Consider the following 21,420-nt stretch of genomic DNA (forward strand, 5'->3'; position numbering starts at 1 on the left):
CCGCCCCCGGTGACCGGTGCCGGACGCGGTGAGCTGGAGGGGACGGTTCGCGTGAGCGAGATACCAGCGAAGGCCACGGAGTCCGAGGACCCGTCGGACGGCGCGAGGGCCGACGCCGCGGGCGATGTCGCGCGCATGGTGCCCGGCGAGGGCGCGGGCGACGCGATGTGGCAGAGCAGTCCGCCCGGTTCGATCTACGACTACATCAAGGTCGCCTCGTTCTCCATAGGTGCTGACGGGCTGGTGGACCAGTGGAGCCTGCGGGCCGAGCAGCTCTTCGGCATCTCCTCCGAGCGGGCCGTCGGCATGGATCCCATCGAGGCGTTCGTCGCCCCCGACCGGCGTGAGTTCGGGCAACGCAAGATGGCGGAGATCCTGGACGGCCGGGAGTGGACCGGTGTGGTCCCCTTCCGGATGCCCGCCCCGGGCGATGGCGGCGAGGGAACCGAAGGGCTCGCCGAGGTCTATGTGATGCCCACCACTACGGTGGACGGTGAGCGGGCCGCCGTATGCATCGTCGTGGACGTCCGCACCCTGCGCCGGATCGAGACGGACCTCGCCGCCTCGCAGGCGATTTTCGGCCAATCTCCGTTCGGGTTCCTGCTGATCGACACCGACCTGCGAGTCCGGCGCGCCAACCAGCGGTTCGCCTCGACTTTCGGCGGCACCATGGACGACCACCGCGGGAAGGGAGTCCACGACTATCTGCCGCGCGCCGAGGCCGAGCGCGTCGCCGCGACCCTGCGGCGCGTCCTGGAAACCGGCGACTCCATCACGGACATGCACGTCACCGGCCATGTGCCCGGCTCCGACGAGCGCCGCCACTGGTCCGTCAACCTCTACCGTGTGCACAGTGGCACCGGCCGCCCCATTGGCATCGCCTGGCTCGGAACCGACATCACCGCCCGTCGCGCCGCCGCCCGCGAAGCGGCCGCCGCCCGGCGCAATCTCGCCCTTCTGAACGAGGCCGGCGCCCGTATCGGCAACTCCCTCGACCTGGAGACCACCGCCCGCGAACTCCTCGACGTCGTGGTCCCCGGATTCTGCGATCTGGCGACGGTGGACCTGTATCAAGGCCTCCTGGCAGGCGACGAGACCCCGCCGGGCCTGGCCGACGGCAGCGCCGAACTGCGCCGGGTCGCCTTCGCCAGCGCCGTCTCCGACGCGCCCTTCGTCGGCGGACCGGCACCGGTGGCCGTGGGCGCGGTCCACCACTACCCCTTCAACTCGCCCTGTGCGGACGCCCTGCGTACCGCGCGCCCCCAGCACATCCCCGCCGATGAGGGCGGCCTCATCCAGTCCACGCTGGCGGTTCCGATGGTCGCCCACGACACCGTCGTCGGGCTCGCCCAGTTCTCCCGTACGAAGGGCAGCGAGCCGTTCGGGGAACGCGACCGGGCGCTCGCGGTGGAGTTGGCCGCGCGCGCCGCCGTCTGCATCGACAACGCGCGCCTGTACCGCCGTGAGCACGAGCGCGCGCTGATCCTGCAACGGTCGCTCCTCCCGCCGGGCGACCCGGAGGCGTCCGGCCTGGACATCGCCTGCCGCTACCTGCCGGGCAACGCGGCGACGGAGGTCGGCGGCGACTGGTTCGACGTCATCGAACTCCCCGGCCACCGCACGGCGTTGGTGGTGGGGGACGTGATGGGACGCGGCCTGCGCGCCGCGGTGGCGATGGGTGAACTCCGCACGGCCGTAAGAACATTGGCACTGCTGGACCTGGAACCCGCCGAAGTCCTCTCGGCGTTGGACGAGATCGCCCGCGGCCTCGGCACACCGGGCGGGGTCCAGCAGGCCACCCGCACCGCCCGCCAGCCGCGCGACGCCGACCTCTCCGAGGTGTACCTCGCGACCTGCGTGTACGCCGTCTACGACTCCGTGACGCGTCGGTGCACCTTCGCCAACGCGGGCCATCTGCCGCCGGTGCTGGTCGAACCCGGCGAGAGTGCGCTGATGCTCGACGTGCCGCCCGGGATGCCCCTCGGGGTGGGTGGCGAGCCCTTCGAGGAGGTGGAGGTCGAACTACCCGAAGGTGCGCTGTTGGCGCTCTACACGGATGGACTGGTCGAATCCCGCGACCATCCCCTCGACGAGGGCCTGCAAGCCTTCGTCGGCGCCCTGACGGACCCCTCCAGCCCCCTGGAGGACGTCTGCGACCACGTCCTCAACACCCTCGACACCCACCACGGCGAGGACGACATCGCGCTGCTCATGGCGCGTGTCCAGGGGCTGCCCGCCGAGTCCGTCGGCGACTGGACGCTGCCGCGCGAGCCGCGCAGCGTGGGCCGCGCCCGCGAGTACGCGCGTACGCAGCTGGTGTCCTGGGGCCTGGAGCCCCTCGTCGACACGGCCGAACTCCTGGTCAGCGAGCTGGTGACCAACGCGCTGCGCTACGGCGAGGGCGAGATCCGGCTCCGGCTGCTCCTCGACCGCACATTGGTGTGCGAGGTGTGGGACGCGGGGCTCGTCCAGCCGCGGCGGCGACGCGCCCGTGACACGGACGAGGGCGGGCGGGGGTTGCAGCTCGTGGGGCTGCTGTCCGCGGCCTGGGGGTCGCGGCGGACCCCACGGGGGAAGACCGTGTGGTTCGAACTCCCGTTGCCGGACGGGGAGACGGGGTTGGCGGACCCGGCGGAGGCGTTGCTGAGTCTGTTTTGAGGATTTTTCGCCCCAGCTGCCCCTTTTGGGGGCGCGGGGAACTGCGCAGTCTTTTAGGGGGGTCTGGGGGCGCAGCCCCCAGGGACGATGGGGGTCCCCCCGCTCGAGCGAAGCCGAGAGTGGGGGAGGGTAGGGGCGGAGGGGGCGAAAACCTCGTGCCCCGGGCACCGACGCCGGGTCAGACGGCCGGTGTCGCCCGCCGCGCCCGCGTGCGGGGCCCGCCGAAGCTCGCGGGCCCGCCGCCGTGCCCCAGCAGGATCCCACCCAGCACGGCTCCCCCCACCCCGACACCCTCGTCGCCACCGGCCGGATTCCCGTACGCCCGCACGTCCCGCTCCGCGAGCTCCCGCGCCTGACGGGTGAGGCCATCGGCCCGCTGGACCTCGTAGAGGCCGGGGGAGGGGACGGCGAGGAGACGCTCCGCCTCCGCCTGCCGCGTCCGCGCCTCGCATCCCACAGCCGCCCGATGCGTCGTGACGAGATCCGCCGCGCCTTCGACGGCGCTACGGGCGGGGAGGAGAAAGTGCCCGAGCAGAGCGCGGACGCGCTCGTCGGAAAGGCCGACGTCGCCCGCCTCGGCGAGAGTCGTGCCCGCCTCGGCGACGCGACGAAGGGCGTCAAGGGGGTCGTACGCACCGGCCGCCGTCTCCCGGCGCACGTCGGCGAGAAGCGACTCGGCGTGCGCGACACGCCCGGGCAGCCGACCGACGCCCGCGGTCGCCAGCAGCCTGTGGGCCTCCGCGAGGTCGCCCTCCACCCCGGCGAGCGCGGCGGGCAACCGCTCGGCGGCCGAGGCCAGTTCGGCCGCGAGCCGTTCGACACCGTCCACGAGGGCGGCCGCCTGGTCGACGGCCCCCTCCGCCGTACGCAGATACGCGGCCGCCTTCCCGCCGTCGCCGCGGTCGAGGGACTGCCGGGCCTGGTTGAGATGGACGGTGGCGAACACGAGCCGGTCCTTGGCCTGTTCGACATGGCCCGCGACCGGGAGGGACGCGGAAGGGGCGTACCGCTTGTGGAGGTCGCCGAGCGTCGCCTCCGTGGCCGGGGTGCGCGCGGCGAGCTCGCGGAAGCGGGTCTCCGCCATCTCCAGGGGGGTTGCCGCGTTGCGCTCCAGGGCGCGCAGCAGGTCGAACCCGGCCGCCTCCGAGTCCAGCCGCCGCCCCGCCTCGGTGCAGCGGAGGACGATCTCCTCCAGCATGCCCCGGCCGTCCTCGGGGGCCGCCTCGTCGAGCCGCTGCCGCAGCCGGAAGGCGGCCGCCAGCTCGGATTTCGCGTACGCCAGCGCCTCTGCGTAGGACTTGACCGGCTCGTCCCCGAACTGGGCGGTGGCACAGCCGAGTTCCTCGGCGCTGGTGCGGACGCAGTCGTCCGTGTCGACCAGCAACTGGCGCGTCTGCCGGTCCAGTTCGCGGACCGACGGTACGGCGTGCCGGGTGCCGCCGCCCGGTGTCGTACGCGTCCTCGACCGCCGCTTGCGCCGCGCGTACCCGTACGCCGCCAGTACCACCGCGGCGCCCACCGCGACGAGGGGCAGTACGAGATCCCCGGTGGCCGTCCCGTCCTGACTCGGAGCACCCTCGGCCTCGTGTGCGGCCCCCGCGCTGTCGGCGACCCGCACACTCCGCGCCGCGGTCACCGCATCCCCCGCCCCAGCCAGCGGCAGCACCAGCCACCCCACCGCCAACAGCCCCCCGAGCACGACATGCGCCACCCGCACGGCTATGTGGGACGTGGCTCGGCGCGACCGGTTCCGGCTCTGGGGCGACGTCACATTTGGGAGCGTATGACCGCTCGCGCGCCGACGCGACCGGGGTACGCCGAGGCGGGGGCGCCTAAGGTACGGGGGGACACGGGGGTGTACGGGAGGGGCGCGGGGGATGGACACGGGCGGCACGGAATCGGCAACGGAGAACCACGCGGAGAGCCAGGCGCCACCCGCCGGGCCCCCGACGAACGCGGTCCCAACCCGACGGCAGACCCCGCGGGAGCCGAACCCTGCCGACCACCCAACGGCACCAGCGACCCCGACGAACGAAGAGGGCCAGACGGGAGACAACCAGCCCCCGGCGGCTGACGCCGGAGAGCCGGCGGGCGCCCCTGCGCAGTCGGCGGGGGACTCCGCGCCGCGGTCAGGTCCCCGCAATGAGTCGGCGGGCGGCCCCGTACTGGCGGCAGGCCGGCCCGGGGAGCCGGTGAGCGGCTCGGGGCAGTCGATGGGCGACCGCTCGCTGCCGGAGGGCGAACGCGGTGATCCGGTGGGCGATGCCAGGCAGTCCACGGGCAGCTCGGCCTTGGCGGCGGCCCGGCTCGGAGACTACGCGGGCGGCTCGGGGCGGTCGGCGGGCGACCGCTCGCTGCCGGAGGGCGAACGCGGTGATCCGGTGGGCGATGCCAGGCAGTCCGCGGGCAGCTCGGCCTTGGCGGCGGCCCGGCTCGGGGACCACGTGGGCGGCTCGGGGCAGTCGGCGGGCGACCGCTCGCTGCCGGAGGGCGAACGCGGTGATCCGGTGGGCGATGCCAGGCAGTCCGCGGGCAGCTCGGCCTTGGCGGCGGCCCGGCTCGGAGACTACGCGGGCGGCTCGGGGCGGTCGGCGGGCGACCGCTCGCTGCCGGAGGGCGAACGCGGTGATCCGGTGGGCGACGGCAGGCAGTCCCCGGGCAGCTCGGCCCTGGTGGCAGGCCGGCCCGGGGACCACGCGGGCGGCTCGGGGCAGTCGGCTGCCCCCGCGCAATCGGCAGGACACCCCGGTGAGCTGCCAGGCGACCCCGGCTCGCGGGCAGGCGCCCCCGCACAGCCGTCGGAGGACCCCGGAGTGCCGGCAGCCACCTCCGCCCCGCAGCCAGGCCACCCCGGCGACGACCCCGCAGATGCCCCGGTGCCTTCCGCGGATGCCTCCGGGCTGTCGGCAGGTGTCCCGGTGCCTTCCGCGGATGGCTCCGGGCTGTCGGCAGGTGTCCTGGTGCCTTCCGCGGATACCCCCGGGCCGCCGGCAGGTGTCCCCGTGCCTTCCGCGGATACCCCCGTGCCTTCCGCGGATACCCCCGAGCCGCTGGCAGATACCTCCGAGCCGCCCGCGGATACCCCGTCCCCGCCGCTGTCAGGCGCCCCCGACAAGCCCACGCACCCCGTCGGCCCCGCCCGGACCCGACGGATCGTCCGGGTGTGGCGCAACCCCCGCCTCCGCTGGCCCAAGCGCATCGCCCTCACTCTGCTCCTGGTCCTTCTCCTCCCCTCCCTCGCCGCGGGAATCGCCCTCCGGGTGAACTACGCGGGAGACCCGGCCGCCGGCACCCTGACCAGAAACCGTGATGCGCTGTGGCTGGGGCACGCCTGGGTGGACGGGCGGAAGGGGGACGCGGACGTCGAGGCGCTGGCGGCGCGGCTGCGGAGTACCGGGATCCGGGATCTGTATGTGCACGCGGGGCCGCTGGAGCATGACGGGACGTTGCCGGCGGCGGCGTATCCGGGGGCCGGCCGGCTGATCGCGGCCGTGCACCGGCAGCTGTCCGGCGTACGGGTGCAGGCGTGGCTCGGGGACGAGCTGGCCAGTGAGGGGCCGGTCGGGCTGCGGCTGGACCGGGCGGCGACCCGGTCGGCCGTCGTGCGGTCGGCCCGCCAGGTCCTCGCGGCCGGCTTCGACGGTGTCCACTTCGACCTGGAGCCCCTCCATTCGGGCGACCGCGACTACCTCTCCCTCCTCGACGACCTGCACCGGGTCACCCGGGCCCGCGGTGTCCCGCTCTCCGTCGCCGCCCACCAGATCGACCCGCTCCCGGCGGCCCACGCCATCCGCGGCACCCTCACGGGACACCCCAAGTGGTGGTCCCAGTCGTACTTCGGCCAAGTGGCCCGCCGCGTCGACCAGATCGCCCTCATGTCGTACGACACGGCACTCCCGCTGGAGAGCCTGTACGGCGGTTACGTCGCCCAGCAGACCTCCCTCGCCCTCGAAGTCACCCCGAAGTCCACGGACTTGCTGATGGGCCTGCCGTTCTTCCACGAGGACGACATGAGCCACCACGGGTCGGCGGAAACCGTCGCGGCCGCCGTCCGCGGCACCCGTCTCGGCCTCTCCCGCACGGATCGCCACCGTGAGCGGTTCGGGGTCGCCCTGTACGTGGATTTCGCCGCCACGGAGAAGGACTGGACGGCGTATCGGGAAGGCTGGGTCCGGTGACCGGCACCCGTACGTCTCTCACCCGCCACGACCTGGCCCCCCTCGCCCACGCCGCCGTCGGCCCCGCCCGCACCCTCACCGCGACCACACGACTCCGTGGCGGCAGCAAGAAGGACCGGCTGCGCCTGTACCGCCTGGCGATGCACCTCTCCCTCGTCTCGGGCCCACTGCGCCTGCTCGACGGCGACTTCCCGCAGCCGGGGCCCATGCGCGGGATCGCGGAGTACAACATTCAACAGACGGTCATGTTCCTGGAGGACCCGAATCCCCGCGTGCCATGATCGGAGCGCGCGCCGTGCTCGGCACGCACCGGGAGATGGGGGTCTGATGCACTCGTATCTGGTGGCGTTCGCCGTGCTCGCCGTGGTCGGCCTCGCGGGGATCGGGATCGCGGGCATCACGACGGGCTGGGTGCCGCCGTGGGGCCGTCGCCGGGTCCTGCGGCCGAAGCTGTGGGGGTACGGCTCGGTGGTGGGAGCCGTCGGCATGTCCCTGTACATGTTCCTCGGACCGTTCCGCGGGCCCGACGCCGACATGACGCCCTACGCCATGGCCGGGATGGCCGTGTTCTTCGTGGGGCTCGTGCTGCAGATGGCGGGGCAGCGCCCCGGCCGCCCCGCGAGACCGATGACGGCGGACGAGCGATGACCGCCGACTGGCACTTCGCGCTGGGACTGGCCGAGGGCGTGGTCCTGGGACTGGCGGCCGCCGTCGGGATCGTCGCCGTGCGCGGGGGCCGGGTGCCCGGGTGGGAGCGCCGCCCGGTTTTCCGGCGACGGCTGTGGGGCCAGGGAGCACTGGTGCTGACGGCGTCCGTCGCGCTTCCCTCCCTGGCGCTCGCCCTGATCGGCCCCGGTGCCGTCCAGTTCGCCTTCACCCTCGTGGGCAGCGCTGGAATGCTCACCGGAGCCGCCCTGATGCACCGCGCCCGTCGCGACCGCCGACGCCCCGGCGGCCCCGCGGCAGGCCCGGATTCCGGCCCTACGTCTCCCGCCTCCTGATCTTCGACCCCAGCCACACCAGCGGGTCGTACTTGCGGTCGACCGCGCGTTCCTTCAAGGGAATCAGGGCGTTGTCGGTGATCTTGATGCCCTCGGGGCAGACCTCCGTGCAGCACTTGGTGATGTTGCAGTAGCCGAGGCCGTGTTCGTCCTGGGCGGTGCGCTTGCGGTCCAGGCCGGACTCCGCCGCCGCGTCCAGCGGGTGCATGTCCAGCTCCGCCACCCGCATCAGGAAGCGCGGGCCGGCGAACGCCGGTTTGTTCTCATCGTGGTCGCGGACGACATGGCAGGTGTCCTGGCACAGGAAGCACTCGATGCACTTGCGGAACTCCTGCGAGCGGTCGACGTCCTCCTGCTGCATCCGGTACTCGCCGGGGCCCAGGTCCGCCGGGGGCACGAAGGCCGGCACCTCCCTCGCCTTCGTGTAGTTGAAGCCGACGTCCGTGACGAGATCACGTACGACGGGGAAGGCGCGGAGCGGCGTGACAGTGATCGTCTCCTCGGGCGTGAACACCGACATCCGCGTCATGCACATCAGCCGCGGCCGCCCGTTGATCTCCGCCGAACACGAACCGCACTTGCCCGCCTTGCAGTTCCAGCGCACGGCCAGGTCGGGGGCCTGGGTCGCCTGGAGCCGGTGGATGATGTCCAGCACCACCTCACCGTCGTTCACCTCGACCTCGAAGTCCTCCAGGCCGCCGCCCTTGACGTCCCCGCGCCACACCTTGAAGCGGGCCTCATAGCTGCTCACTCGTACAGCTCCTCTTCGGCGAGGTACTTGACCAGCTCCTCCTTCTCGAAGAGGGCGAGCAGGTCGGGGCGGATGGGTTCGGTGGTCGCGCGTACGAGGTCGATCTGGCCGCGCACCGGATCGGTCGCCGCCAATCCGCCCGTCGGGTCGGTCAGTTGGCACAGCAGGTTCACGCGACGCCAGGCCCGCTCCATCGTCGGGTGGTCCTCGCGGGTGTGGCCGCCGCGGGACTCCGTGCGTTCCAGCGCGGCCCGTGCCACGCATTCGCTGACCAGGAGCATGTTCCGCAGGTCCAGGGCGAGGTGCCAGCCGGGGTTGAACTGCCGATGGCCCTCCACGCCCGCCCGGCGCGCCCGTACCCGCAGGTCCGCGAGCTTCTCCAGGGCCTGCTCCATCTCGGCCTCGCGGCGGATGATGCCGACCAGGTCGTTCATCGTCTGCTGGAGTTCCTGGTGCACGGTGTACGGGTTCTCGGGTGGCCGCCCGTTCTCCTCGCCGGGCTGGGGTCCCTCGGCCGAGAAGGGGCGCAGGGCCTCCGCGGCGGCGGTGTCCACCTGGATGTCGTCGACGGCAGGGCGGTCATCGGAGAGCCCCGCCGCGTACTCGGCCGCGTGCAGCCCGGCCCGCCGTCCGAACACCAGGAGGTCGGAGAGCGAGTTGCCGCCGAGCCGGTTGGAGCCGTGCATGCCGCCGGCGACCTCGCCTGCCGCGAAGAGGCCGGGTACGCCGCGTGCCGCCGCCGTGTCCGACTCGACCGCGATACCGCCCATCACGTAGTGGCAGGTCGGGCCGACCTCCATCGACTCGGCGGTGATGTCGACGTCCGCCAGCTCCTTGAACTGGTGGTACATGGACGGCAGCCGGCGCCGGATCACCTCGGCGGGCATACGGGTCGAGACGTCCAGGAAGACTCCGCCGTGCGGGGAGCCGCGGCCGGCCTTCACCTCGGAGTTGATGGCCCGCGCGACCTCGTCCCGGGGCAGCAGCTCAGGGGGACGGCGGTTGTTGTCCGGGTCCTCGTACCAGCGGTCGCCCTCCTCCTCGGACTGCGCGTACTTCTCCTTGAAGACGTCCGGGATGTAGTCGAACATGAACCGCTTGCCGTCGGAGTTCCGGAGCACTCCGCCGTCGCCGCGCACCGACTCGGTGACGAGGATGCCCTTCACCGACGGCGGCCAGACCATGCCCGTCGGGTGGAACTGCACGAACTCCATGTTCAGCAGGGGCGCGCCGGCAAGGAGGGCGAGCGCATGACCGTCCCCGGTGTACTCCCACGAGTTCGACGTCACCTTGAAGGACTTGCCGATGCCGCCCGTGGCGATCACGACGGAGGGCGCTTCGAGGACGAAGAAACGGCCCGATTCGCGCTCGTAGCAGAAGGCCCCGGAGACGCGGCTGCCCGCGGCGGAGCCGCTATCGGACACAGTTTTCAGGATCCGGGTGACGGTGCACTCCTGGTACACCTTCAGACGACTCTCGTAGTCCCCGGTCTCCTTCATGTCCTCCTGCTGGAGGGACACGATCTTCTGCTGCAGGGTCCGGATGAGCTCGAGCCCCGTCCGGTCGCCGACGTGCGCGAGCCGCGGATACTCGTGGCCGCCGAAGTTGCGCTGCGAGATCCGCCCGTCCTTCGTACGGTCGAAGAGGGCGCCCCAGGTCTCCAACTCCCATACCCGGTCTGGCGCTTCCTGAGCGTGCAGCTCGGCCATCCGCCACTGGTTGAGGAACTTCCCGCCGCGCATGGTGTCGCGGAAGTGGACCTGCCAGTTGTCGTGCTCGTTGACGTTGGCCATCGCCGCCGCGATGCCGCCCTCGGCCATCACGGTGTGCGCCTTGCCGAACAGGGACTTGCAGATCACGGCCGTACGGGCACCGCGCTCCCGTGCCTCGATGGCGGCGCGCAGTCCGGCGCCCCCGGCGCCGACCACGACAACGTCCCACTCCTGCCGGTCGACCACGGACATCAGAAGAACCTCGGATCGTCGAAGGCGCCGGACGCGACCAGGTACACGTAGAAGTCGGCGAGCGCCACGCTCACCAACGACGCCCAGGCGAGCAGCATGTGACGGGCATTCAGCTTCCCCACCCACTGCCACATCCGGTAGCGCACGGGATGCTTGGAGAAGTGCTTGAGCTTCCCGCCGACGATGTGCCGGCAGGAGTGGCAGGAGACGGTGTACGCCCAGATCAGCACGATGTTGACCAGGAACACCACGGTGCCCAGGCCCATGTGACCCCAGTTGTAGTGCTCGTCGCGGAAGGCGAGCACGGTGTCGTAGGTCAGGACACCGGCGACGAGGATCGCGGCGTAGAAGAAGTACCGGTGGATGTTCTGCAGGATCAGCGGGAAGCGGGTCTCACCGGTGTACTTCTTGTGCGGCTCGGGGACCGCGCAGGCCGGCGGCGACGCCCAGAAGCCGCGGTAGTAGGCCTTGCGGTAGTAGTAGCAGGTCAGCCGGAAGCCGAGCGGGAAGATCAGGATGATGATGGCCGGGGAGATGGCCCACCAGCTCCCGAAGAGGTCCGCGTTGGGGCCCGCGTGCATGGTCTCGCAGCGCTCGGCCAGACAGGGCGAGTAGAACGGCGAGACGTACGGCGCCGCGTAGTAGTTCGTGTCCGCGAAGGCCCGCCAGGTCGAGTAGACGACGAAGGCCAGCAGCCCGGCCGCGGTGACGGCGGGCGCCAGCCACCAGCGGTCCGTCCGCAGATGCGGGGCGGTGATCGCGGCCCGTGAGCCGGACCGTACGCCGCCGCTGTTCAGATGGGGTTCCGTGCCAGTGGCCAACGCTGCTGCTCCTCTTCAGGGCTCGGTTCGCCTCCGGGCCGCAACCGCACCGATGGGCGCCCCCCGGCGCATGACTGTGTCGACCCTTCGGCTTGCTCGCCGGGGGTACTCACGGGGCGTGGCGGTCGCGGGCGCCGAGGCCCTCGTCGTCCGAGTCCGTCCACAGGGAGTTGTCGTACGGGGTGTCGGGGATGGCGACCAGGTCGGGCCGGCGTGGCGCGGCCGGCTGGGCGGCGGCCTCGCGCAGCAGCGCGACGCTCTCGCGCAGGTGGTCGGCGTCGGCCCGTACCCGGCGCATCTCCAGGCCCGCGCCTATCTGCTGTTCCAGCCGTCCGACCGACCTCGCGAGGTCGTCGAGACAGCGCTGTACGGACGTCAAGTCGTCGTGCACGGACATGACTTGCCCTCACTTCCGCGGACCCTCCGGCCCAAGGCGGCAACGTTCATGCGCCTGCGAGTGTTGCGCGTCACACCGGGCCGTGTGAAGAGATCTGCACGGATTCCAGGATCGCACCATCCCGAACGCGCCGCCACGCGCCCTGCGCGCGCCGGGGGTTTCTCGCCCGCTCCGCCCCGTAAGGGGCGCGGTGAACTGCGCGACCAGCCCCCACAGGCCCGTAGCGGGGTCTGGCGGCCGAAGCCCCCCAGGTACGGGAACGGGTAGCGGCGGCGGAGGCGAAAACCTCCCTGGGCCGGCCTCGGCGCCGGGTGCCATTGCGCCGCACGGGTGGCCTTCGCGGCCCGCCACGCCGTGTCGCCGCCCCATCGCCGCCCTCCTCCCCTTCAGTGGGCGCATACATCTGATCAACTCCATATACCGCCAAACGTGATCAGAAGCCGACCTGCCCCACAGCGGAGCGCCCCCGGAGGTTGCAGTGATGTCCCACGACGGCGTCGGACTGCGCGCGGTGATGCGCTCGGTCGCGTTCCTGACCGCGGGCGCGCTCGCGGTACCCGCCCTCGCCGCGTGCAGCGCGGAGGACGAGGCGGGCCAGCCCGTGGCCGGGCAGGACATCGCGCCCGCGGCCCGCGACCTGGTCGCCGACGGCGGCACCCTGCGCTGGGCCGTGGACGCCGTACCGGAGACGCTCAACACCTTCCAGGCCGACGCGGACGCCGCGACCTCGCGGGTCGCCGGGGCCGTACTGCCGTCGATGTACCGGCTCGACCGGAACGGGCGGCCGCAGGCCAACCCCGACTACCTGGAGTCCGCGAAGATCGTCGAGACCGAGCCCAAGCAGGTCGTGCTGTACAAGCTCAATCAGCAGGCCGTCTGGAGCGACGGCCGCGAGATCGGCGCCGCCGACTTCGCCGCCCAGTGGCGCGCCCTGTCCGGCAAGGACACCGCGTACTGGACGGCCCGCAACGCCGGCTACGACCGTATCGAGAAGATCGAGCGCGGCAAGAACAACCTGGAGGTCAGGGTCACCTTCAGCCGGCCGTACGCCGACTGGAAGTCGCTGTTCTCGCCGCTGTACCCGAAGGACGTCATGGGCACCCCGGACAGCTTCAACGACGGGGCGCGAAGGAAGCTGAAGGTCACCGCGGGGCCCTTCGCGCTGAAGGAGGTCGACCGCACGGGCGGCGAAGTCCGCCTCACCCGCAACCCGCGCTGGTGGGGCCACCCCACCAAGCTCTCCGAGATCGATCTGATCGCCGTCGCCCGTGACAAGCGGGCCGAGGCGCTCGCCGCGAACAAGCTCGACCTGGCCGAGGTCGACCCCTCCGAGGCCGAGCGGATCACGCTCGCCTCCCGCGACAAGGGCAGCACCCCGCTGCAGGGCCCCGGGGTCGAGATCACACCCGCGACGGCGCTGCGCTCCTGGGCCCTCGCGCACGGCTCCGACGAGAAAGCCGCCTCCGACGAGGCGAGCGCCCGCGAGAAGCGGCGCAAGGCGATGGCGCAGTTCGCCGACCAGCAGTCGGCGCTGCGCGGTTTCGTGGTCCGCAAGTCCCTCGAACCCGCCTACACCCAGCTCGCCCTCAACGGCTCCGAGGGCCCGCTCGCCGACGAGCGCGTCCGCCGCGCCGTGGCCCGCGCCCTCAACCGGGAGGAGCTCGCCCAGGTGGTGCTGAAGCCGCTGGGCCTGCCCGCCGTGCCGGTCGGCAGCCATCTCGCCCTCTCGGGCCAGCAGGCGTACGCCGACAACAGCGGCGCCCTCGGCGGCCAGGACACCGCGGAGGCGCAGGCGCTGCTGACCGACGCCGGGTGGGTGCCCGGCGGGCCCGTCAAGGAACAGAAGAAGACGGAGAAGGCGGCCGGGTCCAAGGGCAAGAAGGCGGACTCCGACGGCACCGGCGACGACGGGACGTACATCGTCGGCGAGGACGACAAGCCCGCCGATGCCGACCGGGAGAAGAAGGACCCCAAGGACCACAGCGAGGGGCACAAGCGGAAGCAGTCGGGGGACTACGCGGACGAGCAGGCCGGCAAGCACCTGGGCGGGAAGCGGTACGCCAGGCAGGGCGGGGCGCCGGGGGCGTACGCGCCCAAGGGGACGGCGGCTCCCGCGGGCGCGGCGGCGGGAGCGCTCGCCAAGGACGGCAAGCCTCTGACGCTCCGTTTCGTGCTGCCCTCGGGCCCGGGCTCCGAGTCCCTGCACGCCGTTGCCGACCGCATCTCGCAGATGCTGCAGCGCATCGGTATCCACACCGAGATGTCGAAGGTCTCGGACGACAGCTACTTCAAGGACCACATCGCGTCGGGTCAGTACGATCTGGCGCTGTACTCGTGGCCCGCGTCCGCCTTTCCGGCCACCGACGCCCGGCCGATCTTCGCCAAGCCAGTGCCGGCCGCCGACGGGTCGCTCAGCGTCGAGCAGAACTTCACCCGGGTCGGCACCGACCAGGTCGATCAGCTCTTCGACCAGGCCATCGCCACGCTGGACGAGGACGAGGAGCGCTCGCTGGTCCGCAAGGCCGACGCCCGCATCTGGGCCGTCGCCGGCTCCATCCCCCTCTATCAGCGCCCCCAGCTCACAGCCGCCCGCTCCAACCTCGCCAACACCGGCGCCTTCGGCTTCCAGACCCCGATCTACGAGGACATGGGCTACCTGAAACCCTCCCCCAAGCCTTCAGCCAGCCCCTCACAGAACTAGCCACGGCTCCCGCTACCGCTGACCGGCTCCAGCTGCCGCTAGCCGCTGTGGGCAATCGTCCCGCTGGGCGATGGGGGTCCCCCCGCTCGAGCGAAGCCGAGAGTGGGGGAGGGTGGGCACAGCCACCAGCGCCGGGTGCCGTTGCAGCAAAGGCCCCCGGCACCGGGGCTGAGGTCGGGGGTAGGTCGCGCAGCCCGGCGCGTACGAGGTGCCGCTCTCTTTGGGACGGGCGCCGCCCCTGGCGGCACGCATGCCCACAGCTATGACGGCTGTAGGGCCCCAGCTCAGGTGGGGGGCGTCGCCCTGCGGAGGCCGGGTCTGTCGGCGGCACGTACCATGGGGTAAGGCCGTGGCGTGTTCAGCCCGGCAGGCCCCGCGCAGCGGAGGCCGTCCACTCACCCCGGGAGAAGCGCCTCAATATGGCCACGCGCCACGACATCCGCAACGTCGCCATCGTCGCCCACGTCGACCATGGCAAGACCACCCTGGTCGATGCCATGCTCAAGCAGGCCGGTGCCTTCGCCGCGCACGCCGCCGAGTCGCTCGACGACCGCATGATGGACAGCAATGACCTGGAGCGTGAGAAGGGCATCACGATCCTGGCCAAGAACACGGCCGTGAAGTACCACCCCAAGGATGGTGGGGAGGTCATCACGATCAACATCATCGACACCCCCGGCCACGCCGACTTCGGCGGCGAGGTCGAGCGGGGTCTGTCGATGGTGGACGCGGTCGTGCTGCTCGTCGACGCCTCCGAGGGCCCGCTGCCCCAGACCCGCTTCGTGCTGCGCAAGGCGCTGCAGGCCCGCCTGCCCGTCATCCTGTGCATCAACAAGACGGACCGTCCCGACTCGCGCATCGACGAGGTCGTGAACGAGGCGTACGACCTCTTCCTCGACCTGGACGCCGACGAGGACCAGATCGAGTTCCCGATCGTCTACGCGTGTGCGCGTGACGGCGTCGCCTCGCTGACCAAGCCGGAGGACGGCACGGTCCCGCAGGACAGCGACAGCCTGGAGCCGTTCTTCTCCACGATCCTGGAGTCCGTCCCGGCCCCGTCGTACGACGAGTCGGCCCCGCTCCAGGCGCATGTCACCAACCTGGACGCCGACAACTTCCTCGGCCGTATCGCGCTGCTCCGCGTCGAGCAGGGCGAGCTGCGCAAGGGCCAGACCGTCACGTGGATCAAGCGCGACGGCACGATGTCCAACGTGCGCATCACCGAGCTGCTGATGACCGAGGCGCTCACCCGCAAGCCCGCCGAGATGGCGGGCCCCGGCGACATCTGTGCCGTGGCCGGTATCCCGGACATCATGATCGGCGAGACGCTCGCCGACCCCGAGAACCCGATCGCGCTGCCGCTCATCACGGTCGACGAGCCGGCGATCTCCATGACCATCGGTACCAACACCTCGCCGCTGGTCGGCCGCGGCGGTACCGGCAAGGGCGCCTCCGCCAAGGCCGCCGTCAAGGACCGCAAGGTCACCGCCCGTCAGGTCAAGGACCGCCTCGACCGCGAGCTGGTCGGTAACGTCTCCCTGCGGGTGCTCGACACCGAGCGTCCGGACGCCTGGGAGGTCCAGGGCCGTGGTGAGCTGGCGCTCGCCATCCTGGTCGAGCAGATGCGCCGTGAGGGCTTCGAGCTGACCATCGGCAAGCCTCAGGTGGTCACCCAGGAGATCGACGGCAAGGTCCACGAGCCCGTCGAGCGCATGACGATCGACGTGCCCGAGGAGCACATGGGTGCGGTCACGCAGCTCATGGGTGTCCGCAAGGGCCGCATGGACAACATGTCCAACCACGGCTCGGGCTGGGTCCGCCTGGAGTTCGTCGTCCCCTCCCGCGGCCTCATCGGCTTCCGGACCGAGTTCTTGACCGGCACGCGCGGCACGGGCATCGCCCACTCCATCCACGAGGGCCACGAGCCGTGGTTCGGCACCCTGACGACCCGTAACAACGGTTCGCTGGTCGCCGACCGCGCGGGCGCCGTCACCGCCTTTGCGATGACGAACCTCCAAGAGCGCGGCGTGCTGTTCACCGACCCCGGCACCGAGGTGTACGAGGGCATGATCGTCGGCGAGAACTCCCGCGCCGACGACATGGACGTGAACATCACCAAGGAGAAGAAGCTCACCAACATGCGCTCCGCCGCCGCCGACTCGTTCGAGGCGATCGTCCCGCCGCGCAAGCTCTCCCTGGAGCAGTCCCTCGAGTTCTGCCGCGACGACGAGTGCGTCGAGGTGACCCCGGAGGCCGTTCGCATCCGCAAGGTCGTCCTCGACCAGAAGGAGCGCGGTCGCACCGCGAGCCGCGCCAAGCACGGCTGATCACGGCTGATCACGGTCGTCCGGTTCGGCTGATTCTCGTCGTCCCGTACGGCTGATCACCGGCAACTGAGCCCGGGTTCCCCCAGGATGGGGGGACCCGGGCTTTTTGCAACCCATTTTCCGGCTCCCCGCTGTCCGAAATGCGGGACCTCCCGCCCGATACGCATGTAACACGTCCGTTTCGCGGGCTTCTCTCTCAGATCATTTTGTCCAGATTTTGGAAGATGTACGCGTCAGCTGTGATGGAACCGAGACCTAAAGGCTGTGGTCGGTTATCTGGCTCATGTCAGATAGTTAGCCGCGTAACGCTCGGGTCAATGGGTCATGCGCTGTGGGGACAGCGCCGACTCACGAGCACAGTGGGGTGTTTGACCCTCCGTCAGGGGTGTCGGAGGTCAGTCAGGGGCCCCTCCTGTCCGTGCACCGGTTGAGTCATGAGGAGGCACCAGATGCCAACTACGCGTGTTCATCTGCGAGTTGTCGCACGCCGCGCCCTTGCGCACAGCGACCGCTAGGCATACGTCTCTCCTGATCCGCATGGTCCGAACCGTGGCCGCCCACATCCTGTGGCGGCCGCGGGATCGGCGTACCCATGAAATGGACGAATCATGACGAGTCCGATCGAGATCGAGGGCGCGGAAGCCTCCACCGAGGTCGACGAGCAGGCCGAGCAGAAGCGTTCCGCCGCGCCGGAGAAGCTGGAGGGCCGATCGCCCGGCCAGCTGATGTGGCGCCGCTTCAAGCGCGACCGCAGCGGTGTCGTCTCCGCGTACATCGTGATCTTCTTCTTCCTGATCGCCGCCCTTGCTCCGCTGATCTCGAAGCTGTACGGCAAGAATCCGTACACGCTCTACGGGCAGGACGACCCCACGCTCCTGAACGACTTCAACATGCCCGCCGGTCCCAACGGCGGCATCACGTCGGAGTTCTGGTTCGGGATCGAACCGACGCTGGGTCGCGATGTGTTCATGCAGCTGCTGTACGGCATGCGCACCTCGCTGTACACGGCGCTCGCGGCGACCATCGCGATGGTGTTCATGGGGGTGGTGATCGGCCTGGTCGGCGGCTACTTCGGCGGCAAGGTCGACTACTGGCTCGGCCGGCTCACGGACTTCCTGCTCGCCTTCCCGCAGCAGCTGTTCATGATCGCGGCGATGCCGGTGATCACCGCGGTGTTCGTCGCCCCCGACGAGGAGACGCCCACCTACATCCACGCGCTCGCGATCATCGGCGTGCTGTGGTTCCTCGGCTGGATGGGCCTCGCCCGGCTGATCCGGGCGGTCGCGCTCTCGCTGCGCGAGCGGGAGTTCGTCGAGGCCGCGAAGGTCGCGGGCGCCTCGCCATGGCGGATCATCCGCAAGGAACTGCTGCCCAACCTCGTCACACCGATCCTGGTGCAGGGCACCTACATGCTGCCCAGCACCATTCTGTCGGTCGCGTTTCTCTCCTTCGTCGGCGTCGGCTACACCGAACCGACCCCTGACTGGGGCCGGATGTTCGCCATCGGGTCGGACATCTACGAACAGGACCCCGTCTACATGTTCTTCCCGGGTGTCGCCATGGTCGTCTTCGTCGTGGCGTTCAACCTCCTCGGTGACTCGGTCCGGGACGCCTTCGATCCCAAGACGGGCCGCTGACACCGAGTTCGGGGGTGCCGCTGCCACCCGGGAGCCGGCGACGACCGGCCGTGCACTGCCAAGCAGCACCAGTGGATCACTGATCACAACTCACAGGCAGGTGGACTCGACTCCATGAGCATCCTCAGTTCCCGCAGAGCGCGGACCGCCGTCGTCGCGGTCGCGGCCGGCGCCCTCGCGCTGGCCGGCTGCAGCAGCAGTGACAGCGGCAGCGGCAAGAACAAGAGCAAGGACAAGGAAGAGGCCGCGTCCCAGGCCGCGGCTGTGAAGATGGGCACCGCGGCCGACTCGACGGGACCTGCCGAAGAGGTCACGGGCGCCAAGCCCGGCGGCACGATCCAGGTGTACGAGGAGGACGACTTCTCGCACCTCGACCCGGGCCAGATCTACGTCAGCGACGCCGGTCTGCTCTCCAAGCTCATCTTCCGCGGCCTGACCACCTACAAGGAGGACGCCAAGGGCGGACTCACGGTCGTCGGCGACCTCGCCACCGACCCCGGCAAGATGTCGGACGGCGGCAAGACCTGGACGTACACGCTGAAGGACGGGGTCAAGGACGAGACCGGTCATGTGATCGACTCGGCCGACATCCGCCACACCTTCGAGCGGCTCTACGACCCGTTCATCACGGACGGCCCGTCGTACATCCAGCAGTGGCTGTCCGGTGCCGGCACCACCTACCGCAAGGCGTACGAGGGCCCGTTCAAGGGCAAGCACCTGCCGGACACGGTCCTCGCGACCCCGGACGACAAGACGGTCGTCTTCCACTTCAAGGACGCACAGCCCGACCTGCCGCAGGCGCTCGCCATGGCCGGCTACTCCGTCGTCCCCGAGAAGACGGACACGAAGGCCAAGTACGACACCAAGCCCGTCGCCGTCGGCCCGTACAAGATCTCGGAGTTCAAGGCCGGCAAGAGCGTGAAGCTGGTCAAGAACACCAACTGGGACCCGAAGACGGACGCGATGCGTCACCAGTACGTCGACGGCTTCAACATCGACATCAACCACGACGACGAGGACCAGACCAAGACGATCCTCGCCGACCGCGGTGACGCCAAGAACGCCATCATGATGACCGGCCAGGTCGCCACCACCCAGGTGCAGAAGGTGGTCTCCGACGCCGCGGCGATGAAGCGCACGATCCAGGGCTACGCCCCGTACGTGTGGCAGATGAACTTCAACATGGACCGCATCAAGGACAAGAAGATCCGCGACGCGATCACCTACGCCATGCCGTCCACCGCGGTCTACAAGGCAGACGGCGGCGCGTACGGCGGTGAGGTCGCCAACAGCCTGATGTCGCCCACCACTCCGGGCTACCAGAAGGACTACGACCCCTTCGACCGGACCAAGCACCCCAACGGTGACATCGCCAAGGCCAAGAAGCTGATCGAGGAAGCCGGCGCCAAGGGCAAGAAGATCGTCTACGCCTACGCCAACATCCCGGTCCGCCAGCAGCAGGCCGTCCTCGTCGAGAACGCCCTCACCAAGATCGGTCTCGACGTCCAGAAGAAGGAAGTCGACGCCGCCACCTGGTACGAGCAGATCGGCAAGGTCGACAACGGCTTCGACATCTACATGACCGGCTGGGGCCAGGACTGGTCCTCCGCCAGCACCGTCTTCCCGCCGCTGTACGACGGCACCCAGATCCAGGACGGCGCGTCGAACTACGCCCACATCAACGACGACCACGTGAACTCCGAGATCAAGCGGATCCTGAAGATCACGGACACGGCCGAGGCCACCAAGGCCTGGACCGCGCTCAACCAGTACATCAGCGAGAAGGTCAACCCGGCGTCGCCGATCTACTACACCAAGGTGTTCCAGATCGCCGGCACCAACGTCGGCGGCCTGCGCTACTCCACGGTGACGAGCTACACCGACCCGACCCGGGTCTTCCTCAAGAGCTGACCACCCTCCCGGGGCGCACTCCGCCGAGTGCGCCCCGGGCGCTCCTGTCCCTGGCCGCCGTCCTGAGAGCAGCGTTCCGCCATGCTTCGATTCATCCTTCGCCGGACGTTCGGCGCGATGCTCATCCTCCTGCTGATCAGCGCCTTCACGTTCTTCATGTACTACGCGATCCCCCAGGACCCGGCCACACTCGCGTGCGGCAAGAACTGCACCCCGGACGCGCTGGCGATCATCCACAGGAACCTGGGGCTCGACGATCCGATCCCCGTGCAGTACTGGAAGTTCCTCTCCGGCATTTTCGTCGGGCGGGACTTCGCCGTGGGCCACTGCCCGGCCCCCTGCTTCGGCGTCTCCTTCCGTGACCAGCAGATGGTCTGGGACACGATCATGGACCGCTTCCCGCTGACGCTGTCCCTCACGATCGGCGGCCTGATCGTCTTCCTCATCGTCGGCCTCGGCACCGGCATGATCGCCGCCCGCTACCGGGGAACCTGGCTCGACAAGGTCTTCAGCTCCATCTCGCTGGTGCTGAGCTCGTTCCAGATCTACTTCCTCGGCCCGATCGTCCTCGGCATCTTCGTCTACAGCACCGGCTGGCTGGACAAGCCCAAGTACGTGCCGTTCACGGAGAATCCGGCGCAGTGGTTCATGGGCCTGCTGATCCCCTGGGTCGTCATGTCCGTGATCTTCACCGCCAACTACACCCGTATGGCGCGCTCGACGATGATCGAGCAGCTCCAGGAAGAACATGTGCGCGCGGCCCGGGCGAAGGGCATGACCGGCAGATACGTCTTCTTCCGCTACGCCTGGCGCGGCTCGCTCATCCCGATCCTCACCATCCTCGGCATGGACCTCTCCGCGCTGCTCGGCGGCGCCGTCGTCACCGAGTTCACCTTCGGACTCGCGGGCATCGGCCGGCTCGCCGTGGAGTCCGTCGTCGGCAAGGACCTGCCGAAACTCATGGGCGTGATGCTCTTCAGCGCCGCGTTCATCCTCCTGCTCAACGTCATCGTGGATGCGTTGTACGCCGTGATCGACCCGCGTGTGCGGCTGTCCTAGTGCTTGAGGAGTTTT

General features: G+C 70.3%; 15 protein-coding genes. 10 read left to right on the forward strand and 5 right to left on the reverse strand.

What is annotated here, in order from left to right; translation table 11 throughout:
- Positions 1-51 precede the first annotated feature (51 nt).
- Entirely contained in the window at positions 52-2,658 is a 2,607-nt protein-coding gene (locus AB5J53_RS31265; RefSeq protein ID WP_369248960.1) for a SpoIIE family protein phosphatase, read from the forward strand.
- A 178-nt stretch (positions 2,659-2,836) separates the two neighbouring features.
- Here the strand turns inward: AB5J53_RS31265 and AB5J53_RS31270 are convergent, their stop codons facing one another.
- Positions 2,837-4,429, reverse strand: a complete 1,593-nt coding sequence (locus AB5J53_RS31270; RefSeq protein ID WP_369248961.1) for a hypothetical protein — start codon at positions 4,427-4,429, stop codon at positions 2,837-2,839.
- A gap of 1,381 nt (positions 4,430-5,810) precedes the next feature.
- On the opposite strand from AB5J53_RS31270, the gene AB5J53_RS31275 reads away from it, so the two are divergent.
- Genes AB5J53_RS31275 through AB5J53_RS31290 form a run of 4 tightly spaced genes read left to right on the forward strand, consistent with a single transcriptional unit; the run spans position 5,811 to position 7,837 of the window.
- A complete protein-coding gene (locus tag AB5J53_RS31275) occupies positions 5,811-6,836 on the forward strand; it encodes a hypothetical protein (protein ID WP_369252587.1) in 1,026 nt (341 codons plus the stop codon).
- On the forward strand, positions 6,833-7,117 hold the full coding sequence (locus tag AB5J53_RS31280; RefSeq protein WP_369248962.1) for a hypothetical protein: 285 nt from the start codon (positions 6,833-6,835) through the stop codon (positions 7,115-7,117). The genes AB5J53_RS31275 and AB5J53_RS31280 overlap by 4 nt, the downstream gene beginning before the upstream one ends.
- Before the next feature lie 46 nt (positions 7,118-7,163).
- Positions 7,164-7,484: a hypothetical protein gene (locus AB5J53_RS31285; RefSeq protein ID WP_369248963.1), complete on the forward strand. Its 321-nt coding sequence runs from the start codon at positions 7,164-7,166 to the stop codon at positions 7,482-7,484.
- Positions 7,481-7,837, forward strand: coding sequence for a hypothetical protein (locus AB5J53_RS31290; protein WP_369248964.1), 357 nt, complete (start codon positions 7,481-7,483; stop codon positions 7,835-7,837). Before AB5J53_RS31285 ends, AB5J53_RS31290 begins: the two co-directional genes overlap by 4 nt.
- On the opposite strand, the gene AB5J53_RS31295 is transcribed toward AB5J53_RS31290, so the two are convergent.
- The 4 genes from AB5J53_RS31295 to AB5J53_RS31310 all read right to left on the reverse strand — a co-directional run bounded on the left by AB5J53_RS31295 (position 7,818) and on the right by AB5J53_RS31310 (position 11,770).
- Positions 7,818-8,588: a succinate dehydrogenase/fumarate reductase iron-sulfur subunit gene (locus AB5J53_RS31295; RefSeq protein WP_369248965.1), complete on the reverse strand. Its 771-nt coding sequence runs from the start codon at positions 8,586-8,588 to the stop codon at positions 7,818-7,820. The two genes, AB5J53_RS31290 and AB5J53_RS31295, sit on opposite strands and share 20 nt — an antisense overlap.
- Positions 8,585-10,552: a fumarate reductase/succinate dehydrogenase flavoprotein subunit gene (locus tag AB5J53_RS31300; protein WP_369248966.1), complete on the reverse strand. Its 1,968-nt coding sequence runs from the start codon at positions 10,550-10,552 to the stop codon at positions 8,585-8,587. The genes AB5J53_RS31295 and AB5J53_RS31300 overlap by 4 nt, the downstream gene beginning before the upstream one ends.
- Positions 10,552-11,373, reverse strand: a complete 822-nt coding sequence (locus AB5J53_RS31305; protein WP_369248967.1) for a hypothetical protein — start codon at positions 11,371-11,373, stop codon at positions 10,552-10,554. Before AB5J53_RS31305 ends, AB5J53_RS31300 begins: the two co-directional genes overlap by 1 nt.
- A 109-nt stretch (positions 11,374-11,482) precedes the next feature.
- Positions 11,483-11,770 carry a hypothetical protein gene (locus tag AB5J53_RS31310; RefSeq protein ID WP_369248968.1) on the reverse strand — a complete coding sequence of 96 codons (288 nt, stop codon included), beginning with the start codon at positions 11,768-11,770 and terminating at the stop codon, positions 11,483-11,485.
- A gap of 481 nt (positions 11,771-12,251) precedes the next feature.
- Between AB5J53_RS31310 and AB5J53_RS31315 the strand changes: the two genes are divergently transcribed.
- From AB5J53_RS31315 to AB5J53_RS31335, 5 genes are all read left to right on the forward strand, one after another.
- Entirely contained in the window at positions 12,252-14,471 is a 2,220-nt protein-coding gene (locus AB5J53_RS31315; RefSeq protein ID WP_369248969.1) for an ABC transporter family substrate-binding protein, read from the forward strand.
- Between the two features lie 419 nt (positions 14,472-14,890).
- The gene (gene typA, locus AB5J53_RS31320; RefSeq protein WP_369248970.1) at positions 14,891-16,798 is read left to right on the forward strand and encodes a translational GTPase TypA; all 1,908 of its coding nucleotides are present in this window, start codon (positions 14,891-14,893) and stop codon (positions 16,796-16,798) included.
- 608 nt (positions 16,799-17,406) lie between these two features.
- Positions 17,407-18,435, forward strand: a complete 1,029-nt coding sequence (locus AB5J53_RS31325) for an ABC transporter permease (RefSeq protein WP_369248971.1) — start codon at positions 17,407-17,409, stop codon at positions 18,433-18,435.
- A 114-nt stretch (positions 18,436-18,549) separates the two neighbouring features.
- Complete coding sequence (locus tag AB5J53_RS31330) at positions 18,550-20,346, forward strand: ABC transporter substrate-binding protein (protein ID WP_369248972.1); 1,797 nt, start codon at positions 18,550-18,552, stop codon at positions 20,344-20,346.
- Between the two features lie 81 nt (positions 20,347-20,427).
- Positions 20,428-21,405 (forward strand): ABC transporter permease, encoded by a 978-nt coding sequence (locus AB5J53_RS31335; protein ID WP_369248973.1) that lies wholly within the window; start codon positions 20,428-20,430, stop codon positions 21,403-21,405.
- Positions 21,406-21,420 lie beyond the last annotated feature (15 nt).

Origin of the sequence: Streptomyces sp. R41 (genome assembly GCF_041053055.1) — a bacterium.
Classification (GTDB): Bacteria; Actinomycetota; Actinomycetes; order Streptomycetales; family Streptomycetaceae; genus Streptomyces.

Bases quoted from the DNA above. Each gene is read 5' to 3' on its own strand.
- AB5J53_RS31300 (WP_369248966.1), bottom strand. From the start codon at position 10,552: ATGTCCGTGGTCGACCGGCAGGAGTGGGACGTTGTCGTGGTCGGCGCC.
- typA (WP_369248970.1), top strand. From the start codon at position 14,891: ATGGCCACGCGCCACGACATCCGCAACGTCGCCATCGTCGCCCACGTC.
- AB5J53_RS31285 (WP_369248963.1), top strand. From the start codon at position 7,164: ATGCACTCGTATCTGGTGGCGTTCGCCGTGCTCGCCGTGGTCGGCCTC.
- AB5J53_RS31310 (WP_369248968.1), bottom strand. From the start codon at position 11,770: ATGTCCGTGCACGACGACTTGACGTCCGTACAGCGCTGTCTCGACGAC.
- AB5J53_RS31290 (WP_369248964.1), top strand. From the start codon at position 7,481: ATGACCGCCGACTGGCACTTCGCGCTGGGACTGGCCGAGGGCGTGGTC.
- AB5J53_RS31315 (WP_369248969.1), top strand. From the start codon at position 12,252: ATGTCCCACGACGGCGTCGGACTGCGCGCGGTGATGCGCTCGGTCGCG.
- AB5J53_RS31335 (WP_369248973.1), top strand. From the start codon at position 20,428: ATGCTTCGATTCATCCTTCGCCGGACGTTCGGCGCGATGCTCATCCTC.
- AB5J53_RS31330 (WP_369248972.1), top strand. From the start codon at position 18,550: ATGAGCATCCTCAGTTCCCGCAGAGCGCGGACCGCCGTCGTCGCGGTC.
- AB5J53_RS31325 (WP_369248971.1), top strand. From the start codon at position 17,407: ATGACGAGTCCGATCGAGATCGAGGGCGCGGAAGCCTCCACCGAGGTC.